Below are 18,487 nucleotides of genomic sequence, written 5' to 3'. Positions count from 1 at the left end.
ACACAATTTTCTTATCCCGCCAACATTTTCTTGACGCAATGCCTCCGCTCTCCTTAGCTGAACATAACGTCCACTGCGAAAACTTCGCGCCGAGCTCTCTGGCCCGCGTCTTTACGCGCGCCAGCAGACTTCCGCGTGCTGGTTTGTGTCGCCCCCTGTTTCGTGTCGTACAGCTCGTGACAACAGGCCAGGCCTTGGCTGTTACCCACAAGAAACAGGAGATCCGCCATGAAACGAGCATCGAACCCTTTGCGCTTCGACCGGCTGTTCTGCGCGGTTTCCACGTCGCTGCTTCTGGCAACCCCGGTGGAAACCTTTGCGCTTGGTCTTGACGAAGACACCCCTTTTGCCAACCTGATGCAGCCACCGGCGGTACCGCTGCTGTCGCTCAATCCGATGAGCGCCAGTGGTCTGGGGATGGGCACCCTGCAGGCGTTCTCCGAGCGCATGAGCGCGCTCCACGGGGACGTGCCGATGGACCTGGTCGCCAGCCAATGGGCGCAATTCTTCCCCGGCGCTGCGCAACCGGCCTCCGCGCCACCGGCCCGACTGGAGGCGCCCAGCCAGCAATTGATGATCGGCCCGGACCTGTTCGTACGCGAGACCGCCAGCGGCAACGTGCACCGCGCCGGGGTGTTCGTCGGCCACAACACTCTGCAGAGCAGCTTCAACGGCATGCGTCCGCTGCTCGGTGACAAGCAGCGCAACGCGGTCAACCTCAGCGGCGAGAGCCTGGGCGTTTACTGGAGCATGACCCACGACCAGGGCTGGCATGTGGATGCGGTGGCCATGGGCACGCGCATCGACGTCAACGGCCGCAGCCAGAGCGGCCAGCGCCTGGACGACAGCGGCCATGCGATGACCTTCTCGGTCGAGGGTGGTTTCCCCATCGGCCTGGGCAACCACTGGGTGATCGAGCCGCAGGCGCAGTTGATCAACCAGCAGTTCTTCCCCGGTAACCAGGCACAGGCCGAAACCCTGCAGGCATTCGACAGCCAGCCGAGCTGGAGTGGCCGGGTGGGCGCGAAACTGTCGGGGCGCTACGAAGTGCGCGGCATGCCGATCGAACCCTACGTGCGGACCAACGTCTGGTACGACTTCAACGACAGCGATGCGGTGAAACTGGATCAGGTCGACAAGATCTCCAGCTCGCGCAGTGCAGCGACCGTGGAACTGGGCCTGGGTTTGGTGGCGCGGGTCACGCCGACGGTGGCGCTGTTCGTCAGTGCCGACTACAGCAGTGATGTGGATGACAATGACCTGAACGGATTGATTGGCAGTCTGGGGGTGCGGATGCGCTGGTGATCAACGAGTACGGCGCATCCTCCTCCAGGAGGATGCGCCGCGACATCAGGCGGGCTTCATGACCAGAACCCCTAAAGGCGGCAGATTCAAAGCCAGCGACAGCGGCTGCCCATGGCTTGCCACCGCCTCGCCGGCCACCGCCCCAAGATTGCCGACATTGCTCCCGGCATACAGCTCTGCGTCGCTGTTGAGCAACTCGACCCAGCGCTCGCCGAACGGCACACCGATGCGATAGCCCTCACGCGGCACCGGGGTGAAGTTGGCCACCACCAGCAGCGGCTCGCCGGCACTGCTCCAGCGCAGCCAGGCATATACGCTGTTGGCAGCGTCGTCGCCGATCAGCCACTGGAAGCCCTGGGGCTGGCAATCCTGCTCGTGCAGGGCCGGCAGCTCGCGGTAGAGCCGGTTCAGATCGCCCACCAGCTTCTGCACGCCCTGGTGCTCGGAATACTGCAACAGGTACCAATCCAGTTGCTGGTCGTGGTTCCACTCGCGCCACTGGCCGAACTCGCAGCCCATGAACAGCAGCTTCTTGCCCGGGTGCATCCACATGAACGTCAGGTAGGCGCGCAGGTTGGCGAATTTCTGCCAGCGATCGCCGGGCATCTTGTCGATCAGCGAGTGCTTGCCGTGCACCACTTCATCGTGGGAGATGGGCAGGATGAAATGCTCGGAGTAGGCGTAGATCAGGCCGAAGCTCATCTCGTTGTGGTGATGGGCGCGGTGCACGGGATCGTTCTGGATGTAGTGCAAGGTGTCGTGCATCCAGCCCATGTTCCACTTGTAGGCGAAGCCCAGGCCGCCCTGCTGCGTGGGTTGGCTGACACCCGGCCAGGCAGTGGACTCTTCGGCGATGATCAGCGCACCGGGCGCCTCGTGCAGCGCGATGTCGTTGAGCTGACGAATGAAGTCGATCGCCTCGAGGTTCTCACGGCCGCCATGGCGATTGGGCACCCACTCGCCAGCCTTGCGCGAATAGTCGCGGTACAGCATCGAGGCCACGGCATCGACGCGCAGGCCGTCGATGTGGAAGTGCTTGAGCCAGTGCAACGCCGAGGCGAGCATGAAGCCTCGCACTTCATTGCGGCCAAGGTTGTAGATCAGCGTGTTCCAGTCCTGGTGAAAACCTTCGAGCGGGTTGTCGTACTCGTACAGTGCGGTGCCGTCGAAGCGCGCCAGGCCGTGTTCGTCGGTGGGAAAATGCGCCGGCACCCAGTCGAGGATCACGCCGATGCCGCCCTGGTGGCAGGCATCTATGAAGGCGGCGAAATCCTCCGCACTGCCGTAGCGGGAGGTTGGCGCGAACAGCGACAGCGGCTGGTAGCCCCAGGAGCCGCCGAAGGGATGCTCCATGATCGGCAGCAGCTCGATATGGGTGAAACCCAACTCCTGCACATAGGGCACCAGACGCTCGGCCAGCTCGCGCCAGTTGTAGAAACGCGCAACCTCACCGGCTTCGTCCAGCTCGCAGCGCCAGGAGCCGGCGTGCAGTTCGTAGATGGACAACGGTGCGCTATAGGCATGGCGTTGGGCACGTTGCTCCATCCACTGCTGGTCGCGCCAGTCGTGGCTGAGCGCACCTGCGACCTTCGAGGCCGTGCTGGGCGGCAGTTCGGTGGCGCGTGCCAGCGGGTCGGCCTTCAGCGGCAGTACGCCGTGCGCCGCCAGCACTTCGAACTTGTAGGTTTCGCCCACGGCCAGGCGCGGGATGAACAGCTCCCACACCCCGGCATCGTGGCGCAGGCGCATGGGATGGCGACGGCCGTCCCAGTTGTTGAAGTCTCCCACTACCGAGACGCGCCGGGCGTTGGGCGCCCAAACCGAGAAGCACACGCCATCGATGCCGTCGACCTGGATCGGCTGGGCACCGAAGCGCCCGGACAGGTCACGATGATTGCCCTCGGCGAACAGGTACAGGTCCATGTCGCCAAGCTGCGGGCCGAAGCTGTACGGATCCTCGGTGATCTGCTCGCCTCCGGCCCAGCCGATCTGCAGCAGGTAGGGCTGGCGCTCGTCCAGGTACGCGCTGAACAGGCCCGGCAGGCTGCCCTGCTCCATCTCGGCGAGGATGCGCCCGTCGTGACGCGCCAACACCCGGGCGTTCAAGGCGCCTGGCAGGAAGGCGCGGATGACTTCGTCGCCCGCCTCGTCGACGTGCGGGCCGAGCACCGCGAACGGATCTGCGTGCGCGGCGCTCGCCAGGGCGTCGAGATCGCGTTGGCGAAGGCCGCCGTTGCTACGCGTTGATGCATTCATCTCACTGCCCCTTTCCATATTCCATATATTTTTCAAAGTAACGCAGTGCCTGGCACGGGCTGCGCCCATGATCGCGGGACGAGCCCGCTCCCACAGGATTGTCAGCGCCCCCCCAACTGCACCACAGTACCTGTGGGAGCGGGCTCGTCCCGCGATCACCGGCGCAGCCGGTGCCAGGCAACACTGCCTTCCCTACAGGGTTCATGCTTCGCCCCAAGTACTGATCAACCCATGCAGACCATGCAAAGGCACGGCCAGCCAGCTGGGTCGGTTGTCGGCTTCATAAGTGATTTCGTAGGCCGCCTTCTCCAGGCAGAACAGCTCCAGCGCCGCGCGCTCGCCCTCGGCGTGCTGCCAGGCATGGGCAATGGCGGCGGTGGCCAGGCCGTAGGCTTCGACGAAGGCATGACGCGACTGATGCAGGTACTGCCGGGCAACCCGTTGACGAGCCTGGCGCGCAGCATCGGAGAGGTCTACCGCCGAGGCGCTGCGCAAGATCATCGCTGCAGCATAGTCGAACGAGCGCAGCACGCCGCTGACATCCTTGTACGGGCTGTGCTTGGCCCGGCGCTCGTCCAACGGCCGTGCTGGCTCGCCTTCGAAATCGATCAGGTAGGCATCGCCTTGCACCACCAGTACCTGACCCAGATGCAGGTCGCCATGCACGCGCATCAGCAGGCCGCCCTGGGCCTGGCGTGCGAGCATCTCGATGTGCTGGGCAAGGCCTTCGCGTTGCTGTTGCAGGTCATCGACCAACGCCTGGCTTTCGCTGTCCAGTTGCTCACGATGCTGGGCCAGCAGCTCGAGGGCGCGGCTGAGCTCGGCATTGATCTGCCGGCCCCAGCGCTCACTGTCCTGGGTGTCGCTGGGGCGCGGTGCAAAGGCTTGGTCGGCGGTGGGCGCGGCCAGCAAAAGGTGCATCTCACCCAGTCGCTGCCCCAACAAGGTGGCGAAACCCGAAAGCTCCGACAAGGCATCGGTGTGCGCCTCGGCACTGCCCTGCGCGGGCTCCATCTCGTCGCGGATCGCTCGCTCCAGGGTGTTCTGGGTCCATGACCAGGCATCGCCCTGGTTACTCAAGTAACCCTGGGCAATCATCAGCAGGTGGGATTGCGCCTGCTCATCCACCCGACTGACCCAGGCCAGCAGCGGCGAGATATTGGCAAAGCCGGCCGCGGTGAGGTAAGCGCTCATTTCCAGTTCCGGGTGAATGCCGGGATTGACCCGTCGGATCAGTTTGAGCACCACGCGCTCACCGATCACCACCGAACTGTTGGACTGCTCGGCACTGAGGTAGCGCACCTCACTGTCCTCACCCAGCGCCAGGCCAGCAAGCTGCTCGGTACACTCGAAGCGCAGCTCGCCGGCACTCGAGGGCAGGCGGGTGTCATCCTGGCAGGCGCGTAACACGGCCCGCACGAACGACTCCTGCACGAAGGCATCGGTGATCAGCCCGACCTGTCGACCTCGGCGCACCCGCGACAACGCCAGCTGCTGGGGCAAGGCGCTGTGGATCTGCTCTTCAGGCAGCAGCCCGAACGGCAGTTGGTAATGGCTGGTCACACCGTCACTGAGCACCTCCAACTCGCTGAGCAACACCGGGGTGGCCGGCGTGCCGAAACGCACGCCATAGCGGATGCGCACCGCGTCGATCGGCCCTTCCTTGCCGGCGAACCAGCGGCGCTTGGGCAGGTACTGCGGCAGGATCGACGCCTGCAAGGTGTCTGCCGACGGCGCTTCGAGCAACTCCTCCAGACGCTTGCGCAGCACCAACGTGGTCAGCTCCGGCAAGCCTTCGGCAGGCTGGATGTGCCAGCTGGGCATGCGGTCGTGGGAGGCCAGCAGGAACCAGTAGAAGGCATACGGTGGCAGGGTCAGCAGGAACGGCAACTGGCCGATGGGCGGGAATGCGCTGCCACCGAGCATTTCCACCGGCACCCGCTCGGCATATTGCGAGAGGTCCAGTTCGGCGGCCTGCGCCGCGCGCGAGACATTGGCCACGCACAGGATGGTCTCGCTGTTGCCGTCGGCATCGGTGTACTCGCGCACGTAGGCGAGGATGCGCCGGTTGCTCGGGGTCAGCATCTTCAAGGTGCCGCGACCGAAGGCCTTCTGCTGCTTGCGCACCGCGAGCAGGCGCCGGTTCCAGTTGAGTAGCGAATGCGGGTCGTGGCTCTGGGCTTCGACGTTGACGGTCTGGTAGCCATACAACGGGTCCATGATCGGCGGCAGCACCAGGCGTTGCGGGTCGGCCTTGGAGAAGCCACCGTTGCGGTCTGGCGACCATTGCATGGGTGTGCGCACCCCATCACGGTCACCGAGATAGATGTTGTCGCCCATGCCCAGCTCGTCGCCGTAGTACAGCGTCGGGGTGCCAGGCATCGACAGCAGGAGGCTGGTCAGCAGCTCGATGCGCCTGCGGTCGCGTTGCAACAGTGGCGCCAGGCGCCGGCGGATACCGAGGTTGATGCGCGCGCGGCGGTCCTCGGCGTAGTAGTTCCACAGATAGTCGCGCTCGCGGTCGGTGACCATCTCCAGGGTGAGCTCATCGTGGTTGCGCAGGAAGATCGCCCACTGGCAGTTGGCGGGAATCTCCGGGGTCTGGCGCAGGATGTCGGTGATCGGAAAGCGGTCCTCCATGGCCAGGGCCATGTACATGCGCGGCATCAACGGGAAATGGAAGGCCATGTGGCATTCGTCGCCATCGCCTTCGCCGAAGTACGGGCGGGTGTCTTCCGGCCACTGATTGGCCTCGGCCAGGAGCATGCGATCAGGGTAGTTGGCGTCGATCTCCGCGCGGATCGCCTTGAGCACGTCATGGGTCTCGGGCAGGTTCTCGTTATTGGTGCCGTCGCGTTCGATCAGGTACGGAATCGCGTCCAGACGCAGACCGTCGACACCCATGTCGAGCCAGAAGCGCATGACCCCGATCACCGCCTTCATCACCTGCGGGTTGTCGAAGTTCAAGTCCGGCTGGTGCGAGTAGAAGCGATGCCAGAAGTACTGGCCGGCGACCGGGTCCCAGGTCCAGTTGGACTTCTCGGTGTCGAGGAAGATGATCCGCGTGCCGTCGTACTTCTGGTCGTCGTCCGACCACACGTAGAAGTCCCGGGCCTTGCTGCCGCGCTTGGCGTGGCGGGCACGCTGGAACCAGGGGTGCTGGTCGGAGGTGTGGTTGATGACCAGCTCGGTGATCACCCGCAGCCCGCGCTTGTGCGCCTCGGCGATAAAGCGCCGGGCGTCGGCCATGCTGCCATAGTCAGGGTGCACAGCCTTGTATTCGCCGATGTCATAGCCGTCGTCACGGCGCGGCGAGGGGTAGAACGGCAGCAGCCAGAGCGTGTTGACACCCAGCTCGGCGATATAGTCGAGCTTGCTGATCAGGCCGGCGAAATCCCCGATACCGTCGTTGTTGGAATCGAAGAACGACTTGATGTGCAACTGGTAGATCACCGCATCCTTGTACCACAGCGGGTCGTCGATGAAGGCTGCCGGGCGGGAACGCTTGGCCATGTGCGACTCCTTTCAATTCTGGGTTCGGCACGCCCCTGTGCAGGAGCGGCCTTGTGAGTGGCGGCGGGCGTGTGTCGGAGCGCTCCGACACACGCCCGCTCCGGCACAGGGATCAGCCGGACTTGCTGATCCGCCAGATGCCGAACGGCTGGTGCCAAGGCTCGATGCGCATCCACTGGGTCTTGCCATGCCAGGTCCAGCGGTGCCCGGTCATCAGGTCCTCACCCTGCGTATCGGCGCCGTCATCGAGCCCCAGCTCCCACAGCGGCAGTTCGAAATGCGCTTCCTGGGCGTTGTACGGGTCGAGGCTGATGGCGATCAGGATGAAGTTGTCACGCTCGGGCGTGCGCTTGGCGAAGTACAGGATCTGGTCGTTCCAGCAATTGAAGAAGGCCACGCCCAGGTGTGTCTGCAAGGCGCGGTTCTGTCGGCGGATGCGGTTGAGCTGGGCGATCTCGGCGACGATATTGCCAGGCGCGGTGAAGTCGCGCGGGCGGATCTCGTACTTCTCCGAATCCAGGTACTCCTCCTTGCCCGGCAAGGGCGTGCCCTCGCACAGCTCGAACCCCGAGTACATGCCCCACAGCCCCGAGCCCATGGTCGCCAGCGCCGCGCGAATGAGAAAACCGGCGCGGCCGCTGGTCTGCAGGAAAAAGGGGTTGATGTCGGGGGTATTGACGAAAAAGTTCGGCCGGTAGCACAAGCTCCACGGCGGCTGGTTGAGCTGCTCGAAGTACTCGCGCAACTCCTGCTTGGTATTGCGCCAGGTGAAATAGGTGTAGCTCTGCGCGTACCCGACCTTGCCCAGGCGCGCCATCATCGCCGGCCGGGTAAAGGCCTCGGCCAGGAAGATCACATCAGGGTACTGGCTGCGCACATTGGCGATCAGCCATTGCCAGAACGGCAGCGGCTTGGTGTGCGGGTTGTCGACACGGAAGGTGCGCACGCCCTCCTCGACCCAGCCGACCACCACATCGCGCAGTGCCAACCACAACGAGGGCACTGCCTCGGGCGCATAGAAATCGACGTTGACGATGTCCTGGTATTTTTTCGGCGGGTTCTCGGCGTAGCGAATGGTGCCGTCCGGGCGCCAGCTGAACCAGCCCGGGTGTTCGGTAAGCCAGGGATGGTCCTGGGAACACTGGATGGCGAAGTCGAGGGCAATTTCCAGGCCGTGCTCGGCGGCAGCGGCGACCAGCCGACGGAAGTCTTCGCGGGTGCCCAGTTGCGGGTGGATGGCGTCGTGGCCGCCGTCTGGGCTGCCGATGGCGTAGGGGCTGCCCGGATCGTCGGGGCCCGCCTGCAAGGCATTGTTGCGCCCCTTGCGGTGCTGCTTGCCGATGGGATGGATGGGCGGGAAGTACAACACGTCGAAGCCCATGTCGCGGATCATCGGCAGGCGCTGGTGCACATCGTCGAACGTGCCGTGGCGCGCCGGATCGTCGGTGACAGAGCGTGGGAACAGTTCGTACCAGCTGGCGAACAGGGCGCGCTCGCGGTCCACGTCCAGCGGCAGCTCGGGACTGCGGGTCAGGTAACTGCGGTGTTCGGCCTGGCTCATCAGGCTGGCGCTTTCGGGGCTCAGCAGCAACGCAACCTGATCGTCCGGTGCCAGCGTCGGCAAGCGCTGTTGCAACTGCTCGAGCTGCTCGCGCAACGGCCCTTCGCTGCGCTCGATGCCCTTACCCAGCAGCAGCCTGCCCTCCTCCAGCTCCAGCTTGACCTCGACACCGGCGTGATACTTCTTCTCGAGGTCGTGACAGTACGTGGCGTAGGGATCGATCCAGGCTTCGATGCCGAACAGGTGCAAGCCCAGCTCCACTGGGGTGAACTCGGCAACCCACAGGTCGTTGCCTGCCGAAGTCATCGGCACGCCATGCCAGTGCCGGCTGTGGGCCTGGCGCCAGTGCAAGACCACCGCCAGGCGGTCATGGCCGTCGCTGTAGACCTTGCTGGTGACCTGCACCGCCTGCCCGCTTACCGCCTTGACCGCGAAGGTGCCGCCGTCGAGCACGGGCGTGGTGTCCTCGATCACGATGCGTGGCGCCAGCAAGGCCTGGGACAGGCTGATGGCCTGGTCGGGATGATCGTTGGCCTTGGGCACTTGCTCGAAAGGCGCTTTTGCGACGGGCTCATTACCGGACATCGAACCTTGCTCCCCTAAGCTGGTGGCGGTAAGGGTTCAGAGCCGTGGGTGCGCGGTGGGTTCAAAAAAATTGAGCGAATGGCTGGCACGGCAGGTCGAAGCCTGCAGAACCTCTTCATCCACCGCGCGAGGTCAGGCCATGAACATTCCCATTCCACCGGAGACGCCCGATCCGAACATCGACGACCCGGCGCTGCCGCCGCCGGTGCCCGAGGAGGATCCGGACGAACTGCCGATCAAGCCGACCGTGCCGCCGACGGTGGGTGATCCGCCGAGCCAGGAGCCGCCGGTGAAGGCCTGAGCATAGACCAGGCCAGGTCACACAGATGCACGATGATCCCGCCACATCGCAGGCCTGCCCGGCAGGCGGGCACTGCTGTATTCGACCAACAGCCGGGGCCGTTCAGTGCCCCTTGGCGGCGCAAGCCGCTGTCACAACACAGTTCAGGCAAACCACGGCGTCGCCACTTTGAGCGCATGCCTGGCCCTGCATGAGCCTGCGAAAAATCAACCTACCTGGTATTTCTGTCAGGTGTGCCCTGCGGCGTGCGCGTGTAGTTTGCCGCTGTGGGCCTGGCGCAGGTTTACAGCCGGGTCAGCGCAACAGCATCTGCCGAGGACTGTCCGCGATGAATGACGCCACCAACCCTGCCAACCGCCCAGACGCCGCCAACTACATGAAGCTGTTCCCTGACGACCGCACACGCTGCGCACCTGGGGCGTTGATGAGCAACGACAGCAGGCTGGCCTACCTGGTGCACCTCAAGGAACTGATTCAAGCGTTCGAAGTACGCGCGGATGTCAACGCACCGATCACCCTGCTGACACGGCGCCCTGACCTGCTGACGTTGAAGCTCGACGACAGAAATGCCCGGCGTACCCTGCCCAAGATCAGGATTACGCTTGAACTGCTGGAAAACCGTGCTCAGCAAGCCCTGACAAAGAATCAGACGCTACAAGCAGCGGTCGCGGAAGGCTCCGGCCAAGCCAGTGTGCCCTTCCATCGTGCCTGGGAGTCGGTCAAAGCGGCGCTGGCGGCCAAACAGGTACAGCTGTGGGACCTGCTGAGTGCAACCAGCCTCTGTTATCCACTGTTCACATTCGCCCATCTGCCCTCGGCCGCCCAGCGGACTGCCACCACACTGGCCAGCGGTTTCTCGCCGCAACTGCGGACCCTGCTGCTCGGCTCTGCGACCAGCGAGCTGAAGCTGAGTGCCGCTTCGTACGATACGACGCAAAAGCTGGCCAAGGCGCTGGCATTGAGCCGTCGTGAACTGCGCCAGTTGCTGGCTGTAGAGGCTGTCGGCAAAGGCGGTACGGCAGTGACCCGCAGCCCCCACGTGCCCACAGCCTCCAAGCCATCCAGCCAGGTATATGGCGCCGTGTTCATCAATAACGGTGCAACGCCGTTGTATCTGCTCGAATCGGCGCCCGCGCAGCCTGCGACAAAAAAAATCGTGCGGATCGAAGGCCTCACCGATGCCCACCTGGACCGCCTCCAACGCATACTGCGCCTGCAGCGGGCCCTGGGCCTGAGCGCAGCCCAGACTGACACGCTGGTCATGGCTGCGCTGCGTGCCGAAGGCCAGACCGGCAACTACCGATTGACGGACAAGACCCTGCGCGCGCTCGGACTGTTCCGTCATCTGCAGCAAAAATACAACGTCAGTGCCGAGCAGTATGCTGCGTTGATCGACACACTCTCACCCTATGCCACCGGGCGGCAGGCATCGTTCTACGACCAGCTGTTCGCCGCCGGGCATGATGAAGACGGCCAACCTGCACAACCCTCCCTGAAACTGGACGACAAGGCGTTCGATCCCGCCTCCACCACAGGCGCCGACGGCCTGACAGTCAAGCAGCTGGCCCTTGGCCTGAAGGTGGATGACACCTTGCTGCGGGGCATTCTGGGTTGGGTGGTCGAAGCACAGAACCTGCAAAAACCGACACGCTCGCTGGCCGTGGTCTCGGCCTGCTACCGGATCGTTGCCCTGGCTCGGGTGTTCGGCACTTCGACCCCGAAAGGCCTGGCCCTGCTCGGCGTACTGATGAATCAGGACCCCGCTTACCGCCAACAATTGGTCGGCCAGCCAAGCCTTGCGGGCGAGACCGGCAAAGCCGACATCGTCGATGTGATCGCCGGCGTGCTGCAGGCTGTGGAGTGGCTGCAGCAACAGGGCATGGACGCCTTGCAACTGGCCTACCTGCTCAATCCCCGCACGCCTAGCTTCAACACGACGTGGAAAAATGCGTTCAACCTTCAAGCCAGCCGAAACGCCGATGCGCTTCACCTGGCACTGAAAACGGCACTGGAGCTCGAATCACCAAACCTTGTTGCACCCCTGCTGCGCTGGGCCGGGGTCGACGCCGACCTGTTGAGCGTCCGCATAGCGGCCATCGCTCAGCAGTGTACTGAACAGTCAACAACGCCAGAAGCGTGCTTTACCGAAAGTGACCTCACACAGTGGTCGACCCTGCAACGCCACGCCGATGTGGCAAAACTGTTCAAACTCAGCGCACACCTGCTGGATCAGCTGACGCGTACCCCAGAGAGGTTCAACCTCCAGGACCAGCAATCGGACAAGTGCCGCCCCCTGGACCTCAGCACCGTCTATCAACTTGGCCGTTACAAGGCAGTGCTGGCCAGGCTGGCCTTGGGCATGGGCGAACAGAACCTGCTGGATTATCTGGCCAGGTTCGAGACCGACAAAGATGAGTCCTCTGCAAACAGCAAGGCAAAGGAACCAAAAGAACATTGGGCCGCACTGGAACAGTTGCTGGGGCACACCAGCGGCTCTCTATGTGCTTTAGCCGATATTGAGCCACCCGAGACTTTGGCGGGTATCGATCGCCTGCTTCGCACACAGGAGCTGGCAGACAAGCACGGTCTGGCGGTGGACACCTTGCTGCAACTGGGCAAACTGCCCAAGGCCGAAAGCTACGCGCCCTTCCAGCAGGCGGCCGTGGCCCTGCGCAAAGGCTGCAGCAACCAGCAGCGCCAGGTGGCCGATGGCCATCAAAGCGTTGCCTGGCGTGATGCCCTGATGCAGTGGATGATCGCCAACTGGGCGCCGACCGACGATGCACACAGTTGGATCACCAGTACGCAGCAGTTGGCCGACTACCTGCTGATCGACCTGCAAGTGTCCCACGAGCCCCTGACCACACGCACGCTTTCGGCCACCGCCAGCCTGCAACGCTACCTGCACCAGATCCACTCACGCCTGGAAAACGGCTACCGCAGCACCGCGATCAGCGACGCCGAGCGCGATGAGTGGGAAAACTTCAGCAGCAGCTACGAGCGCTGGAGGCTGCGCCAGGATGCGCACAACGAGCCCCAGAACTTCATTGACCCCACCCGCCGCCAGCGCAAGACCAGCGCCTTCAAGGACCTGGAGACCCAGCTGGCGCAGGGCAAATGCCAGCCCGAAGACATCCACGTGGCCATGCTTGGCTATCTGAGTACCTTCGAAACCCTGAGCAATATCCAGCCGATCTCCGTGTATGCCGACGGCACCTCGCCACTGACCGATACCTACCATTTCATCGGCAAGACCAACGTCGAGCCAACCGAATTCTACTGGCGCACCCTGGACATGTCGCAGCGTGATCAAGAGGGCATGCCGAGCATGTTGGCGTGGGGTGAGTGGGAGAAGATCAGCCTGGCGGTCAGTGCAACGATCGCGCAGACGGCGCTGCCGCCAAAGGCGGACGACAACCGTACCCATATCGAGCTGATCCGCCCGGTGATCGTTGCCGGTCGTCGTTATGTGGTGTGGGTCGAGCGTGATACCACCGGGATTCCCATGGGGCCGGACAGCAAGCCCAGCGAGTACTTTGCCCTGCGGGTGTTATTCGCCTTCCAGCAGACCGATGGCAACTGGAGCTCGCCCAATGAGTTCATGACGCTGGACGGGCATGACGAGAAGGGTGAGTTCAAGAGTAATGAAGTACTGACGACGAACTCAGCCGGGACCGCTGCGAACACCAACCCGTATTTGAAGACCAGGATGTTCATGCCGGGGTTGATGGTCATGGTCAACATCCATGGGGATCGGTTGCATGACCCCTGGTTGACCACCGTGGTGTTCGATAGCTCACTGCCAGCAAAGGAAGGAAAACAGCCGAAACGCAACGTTGATTATTTCATCAGCACCAAGGACCTGCTGTTGCTCGAGGACAAAGCGCTCGATCTCGGTAACGTGACGGACCGCCCCATCGAGACAAACATGGTGAAACGGTGGTTGAGCTTCTTCCGAGACCCGCGGACCGTACAACATCCCTATGTGGGGGCGGTTACCCAGCTGAAGACGGTCGAGGAAGATTCCAAAGCGTTCAGCTGGAGCGACCTGGCTTCTAAAGATGAAGTAAAAGATCGCTACGAAATCACTACGCTCGGGCAGGCCTCGATTGAAGCATCATTATCTGACGCTTCGGATTGCATTTCAGTCGATGTCACCCTGGATAGTGCGTGGAGGTTAAAAAAAGAAAACCTAAGCATCATCTCTGAAACCTTCACATCATCCAAAGGGCAATTGTCAATAGACATAAAATCACTACCTTTCGCATCTCACTACAAAGAACAAATTCTAAAGTACGCCGACTTCACAAGCCTAGAGCACACATTAATTTTGGAAACACCGGAACTAGAAAAAATACAAAAAAAAGAACCCATACAAACAATCGTCAGACTAAATCATGAAATCGAGAACTTAACAGAAGAAATCCATAAAAAGAAAACACAAACAACCCAACGTCATGACAAAGAAGTAACAGAACTAGAAAATAAAAAAAACAACCTGGAACACAACAGAAAGCAATATCTTGATGAAAACTTTAACGCCATAATATTTACAAGCAAATTAAAAAATAGGGGGATAACAATTGGCTCAGGATTTGAAATAATAGTTGAAACTATAGCATTTTTCGAAACCGAAGACAGGGTACAAATTCCCACAAAAATGCTCTCCAACGACAAACATATTTTCCTGCCCAAAACTTGGTCCCTCTCAAGTTTGTCCAATATGGCGAACATAAAAATTTATAGCAACGACACAGAAGGGCTCTTCGAACAATATTTAATTGATTTTTCAGCACCTGAAATAAGACCCATCCCAAAACTTGACTTTTCCGAGTTCATTATAAAACTCATCTGCAAACCTAAAGAAAACTCAAACCCAAGTTGGACATTATCAGCACTTGAACAGGCCCGCCTTGAGGAACAAGACCTGCAGGCACTCAAAACTTTACCCACCAACAACGCTGACGCATTCAGCAACATCAAGAATTTCCTGCTCAAGGTACGCTACCTTCCCGCAGATCAGTATTCCGAACTGATGGGCGTCACGAATATCGAGCAACCGCGCCAGCCCATCGCACTGCATACCGCCATTGACAACGCCAAAGCGCTGGACAAGGCAGACGCGATCAACACGCTCATCGCCCAAGAGCTCAATGCATTAAAAAACATCACGTCCGACCTGCCTGATGAATCGCTGCAGGCGATATTACGCCTTCGGTACTTGCACCCGGCGACCTGCCGCAGAATCCTTTTTTACCTTGATCCCGCGCACGAAATGGCGTTCGAGGACACGTTGATCGCCAACGGCAAAGGTGCTGTCAATTTCACCCTCCCCATCAACAAGGACATTCGTGGCTACACTGTCTCGCTAGACTTCTATGACGAACAACTCAGTACAACCGACCCCATCGCAACGGCGACCTGCGCCTATACCCTGGAAGAGAAAGACGACGACGCGATCCCCAGTGTGCAGATCTGCCGCAATGAAACACAGGCTCTGTACCTGGACTTCAAGGAGGTCAATGACAAAGCCGAAGACCAGACCCATGCCCCCCCTTTCCGTACCCTGCGGCTGAACACCCTGTTTGGCAAGCAACTGGTGGCACTGGCGACTCAATCGGTCGAACAGTCGCTGTCATGGAAAGCCCAACACTTGCCAGAGCCGCCCCTGGAACCTGCAAGTTCAGGCACCATCGTCGACCTGCGCAGCGCCAACGGCTTGTACTTCTGGGAGCTGTTCTTCCACGTGCCGTTCCTGGTCACCTGGCTGCAACGCCAGAACCGCGAATACAGCCAAGCCTGGCGCTGGTGCACACGGTTCCTGTTCGACCCCTACCGCACCTGGGTGCCCGAGGGGAACCACCCGCCGCTGTTCTGGCTGGCAAGACCTCTACTGGCCCGTGCAGCCTTCACCGCCAGCGCCCAGACCAACGACCCGGACCTGCTGGCCTACGCCGAACCCGAGCGCTACCGCAAGGCGCTGCACCTGTTCGTGGTGGAAACCTGGCAACGCCAGGGTGATGACCAATACCGCATGCTGACGCTGGATTCGCTGGTCGAGGCCGCGTTGTGCTATGACAAGGCACTGCGCCTGATCGGCGTGCTCCCCGAAGACCTGTCCAGCGCACCGGCGCAGGCACTGACGCTGGGCCAAGCCAGTTCCACGGCCTTTACCCCGCCGCTGAACAACAAGCTCGTCACGCTGCGCAACCTGCTGCGTAACCGCCTGTTCAACCTGCGCCACGGTCTGACCCTCGATGGCAAGCCCGCTGCGATCATGCTCGACCCTGACACGCTCGACCAGATCGCACTGGGCAACAGCGTTGCCGCCCAGGACCGAGGCGAGGCCACCCCGGTTGCGCCCATCGTGCCTCCCTGCCGTTACGAAGAGGCGCGCAAATGTGCTGGAGAAGCTGTGCAGCAACTGATCGCCCTGGGGCAAACCTTGCTGGGCTTCTACAACACCGAAGCCGCCCAGCAACTGGAACTGCTCGGCAAACGCAACCTGATCAGGCTGCTGGACTACCCCTGCCAATTGCAGGAGCAAGCGCTGGAGCTGGCCAAGCGCGAGCGTGAAACCGCGGTGCGCTCCAGAGCGATGGTTCAGCAACGTCAGGACTACTACCAGCACCTGGTGGACGAAGGGGTCATCGAGCTGGAAACGGCCGTGCTGGCGTTGGCAGCGTCTTCTGTCGCCACCCGCCTGCCATCGGTCCCTAGCTACGCCATGGCAGCGGGCGCCGCCATGGCACCGACCATTTTCGGTATGGCGGTGGGCGGGTTCAACCCTCAGGAAGCGTTCGAGTCAGGAGCCAATGCCTGGGAGGCGTTGGCCGAGACGCTCGAGACCATGAGCAATACGATCGACAAACGGGCAGAGTTCCTCCTGCGCCGCCAGCAATGGCAACATGAAGCCGACCAGGCCGGGCATGAGCTCGACATCATCGATGCTCAACTGCGCGAGCGGGACGTACAGATCAAGGCGGCCGGCATCGCCGTACACGAGGCCCGTGCAACCCGCCAGTCGCACCAGGCCGAATACGAGGTCATGCAGTCGGTATTCGCCAGCCACACCACTTATCTGTGGTTGATCGGTCGGCTGTCGGAGATCTACAGCACCGCGTACGACGCAACCACTTCCCTGTGCCTGATGGCCGAAAACTGCCTGCGGTACGAACTCGGCGATTTCACCAGTCGCTGGATCAGGACGGACGGCTGGCTCGACAACTGGCGTGGGATGCTTGCGGGCGAAGCGCTTGAGCGCGACCTGATGCAAATGGATGTGGCCGCGATCCGCGACAACCACAGGCCGCTGGATATCCGCAAGGATTTCTCCCTGCTGGAACTCACCGGCTGGACCGCCACCCAATTGCACGAGCAACTGGACAACGATGAAATCCTGTTCGAGCTGCCGGCACGAGTGTTCGACATCGATTTCCCAGGTCATTACCTGCGCCGCCTGGAACGCATCACGCTGGCCTTCGAAATCCCAGGGTCAGGTTCTTCGAAACCGATCTCGGCCATGCTCTACCAGACCTCGAACAAGGTGCTTCTGGAAGCGGACATCGAAGGCGCCCGCCACCTGTATTCGGCCAGCCAAGGCAGCCCCAAGCATGTGCTTCGCGACCTCCGGCCGAACCAGAGCATTGCCCTGTGGTCGGTCAAGGAAGTGTCGCGTAACTTCGATCTGCAGCCGTCGGTACCCGACAAGGCCCGCTATCAACCCTTCGAAGGCACCGGGCTGATCTCGAGCTGGCGGCTCGCGTTCCCAGGCGGCGCCAGGAACAACCCTGTGTTTTACAAGGACAATGAGTGCAGGCTCAAAGACATCACCATCACCGTCAGCTACAGCGCGGTTGATGGTCCCACGGCGTTTCGCGACGAAGTCAGGCAGCTGCTGCAGGCCGAAAGTACAACCGGCTCTGCTGATGGGGGCAACAGCGCAGCAGGCGAATCACCAAGCGGCAACGGCAGCAGTCAGCCAGCAAGTTCAGGTAACGCTGACAATGCCATCGTCACTGCACGAGAAGCGGAACAGGCCGCCAATGCGGCACTGGCAACCGCCCAGGCGCAGGCTGACAATCCGGCGCTCAAGGCGCCCGAGGCGGCCAAGCAGCTCAAGCAAGTGACTGAAGCGATCGCCAAAGCCGAGAAAGCGGCCGAAGCGGCCAGCACCGCCCGTAAGAACACCGAAGCCGCTGCAAAGAAAGGCCAGGTGGACAGCGCGCAAACCAGCGCAGATGAGGCGCAGAAAAACGCCAAGTCGGCCCGGGAGGCCGCCGAGTCGGCTCAGAATGCCTGTAAGGATGCACAGGACGCGGCCAAGGCTCGCGAGGCGGCTGCGCGTGAAGCTGCTGAAAAGGCTGCTCAAGAAGCTGCTGAAAAGGCTGCTCAAGAAGCTGCCGACAAGCTCAAGGCTGAGATCGCCACAGCGGTTGCCTCTGCCAAGGCCGCAGCCGAGGCCGCCGAGGCCTCACAGAAGTCGGCGCAAGCCGACTATCAAGCCACGTCCATGAACATCCCCGAGGCAAGCGCAGAAAAAAAAGAGGCGACGGGTGCAATGGGCAAACTGCAAACAGCCGTGGACGAGGCAAAAAAGGCGTATCAGGACGCCGAGGCAGCGGCCAGCGAAGGCGAGCTTGCAACCGCACAAGCCAAAGCCCGTTCAGCTCAGGAGGCTGCAAAACGCGCAGACTCCCATGCCAAAACCATTGCCGCCATACGCAAGAAGACCGACACCTTCCAAACCCTCGCCGAACTGCAAGCTGCGGCCAAAAGCCTCGTGGGCAAGTACGCCAGATACGCCTACAAATCGGGAGAGCAATACACCATGAAAGTGGTGTCCTGGGCGGAAGATCACGTGATACTCGAAGGAAAAGTATGGGGTGCATCAAGGATGGACTTCTCTAAATTGGCCTGGCTGAAAGCCAATTGAGGTCTGTGTGAGGCTGTACCAAGACGTTCAG

Annotated in this window: 6 protein-coding genes; 3 read left to right on the top strand and 3 right to left on the bottom strand. The window is 61.6% G+C overall.

From position 1 onward, the window contains the following. Positions 1-228: 228 nt before the first annotated feature. On the top strand, positions 229-1,305 hold the full coding sequence (locus F6X62_RS06335; protein WP_153772992.1) for an autotransporter outer membrane beta-barrel domain-containing protein: 1,077 nt from the start codon (positions 229-231) through the stop codon (positions 1,303-1,305). Between the two features lie 45 nt (positions 1,306-1,350). Here the strand turns inward: F6X62_RS06335 and glgB are convergent, their stop codons facing one another. The 3 genes from glgB to F6X62_RS06320 all read right to left on the bottom strand — a co-directional run bounded on the left by glgB (position 1,351) and on the right by F6X62_RS06320 (position 9,220). Then, complete coding sequence (glgB, locus tag F6X62_RS06330) at positions 1,351-3,561, bottom strand: 1,4-alpha-glucan branching protein GlgB (protein WP_153772991.1); 2,211 nt, start codon at positions 3,559-3,561, stop codon at positions 1,351-1,353. Positions 3,562-3,762: 201 nt separating this feature from the next. After that, positions 3,763-7,074: a maltose alpha-D-glucosyltransferase gene (gene treS, locus F6X62_RS06325; protein ID WP_153772990.1), complete on the bottom strand. Its 3,312-nt coding sequence runs from the start codon at positions 7,072-7,074 to the stop codon at positions 3,763-3,765. A gap of 112 nt (positions 7,075-7,186) precedes the next feature. Next, positions 7,187-9,220: an alpha-1,4-glucan--maltose-1-phosphate maltosyltransferase gene (locus F6X62_RS06320; protein WP_153772989.1), complete on the bottom strand. Its 2,034-nt coding sequence runs from the start codon at positions 9,218-9,220 to the stop codon at positions 7,187-7,189. Between the two features lie 139 nt (positions 9,221-9,359). On the opposite strand from F6X62_RS06320, the gene F6X62_RS25175 reads away from it, so the two are divergent. Beyond that, positions 9,360-9,521, top strand: a complete 162-nt coding sequence (locus tag F6X62_RS25175; protein ID WP_172964780.1) for a hypothetical protein — start codon at positions 9,360-9,362, stop codon at positions 9,519-9,521. Between the two features lie 328 nt (positions 9,522-9,849). Next, a complete protein-coding gene (locus F6X62_RS06315) occupies positions 9,850-18,456 on the top strand; it encodes a neuraminidase-like domain-containing protein (RefSeq protein ID WP_178117526.1) in 8,607 nt (2,868 codons plus the stop codon). Positions 18,457-18,487 lie beyond the last annotated feature (31 nt).

Origin of the sequence: Pseudomonas sp. MNR3A, from assembly GCF_009650575.1 — a bacterium.
Lineage (GTDB): Bacteria > Pseudomonadota > Gammaproteobacteria > Pseudomonadales > Pseudomonadaceae > Aquipseudomonas > Aquipseudomonas machongensis.
Note: the sequence above shows the minus strand (reverse complement) of the source record. Positions and strands in the feature narration are given on the sequence as shown.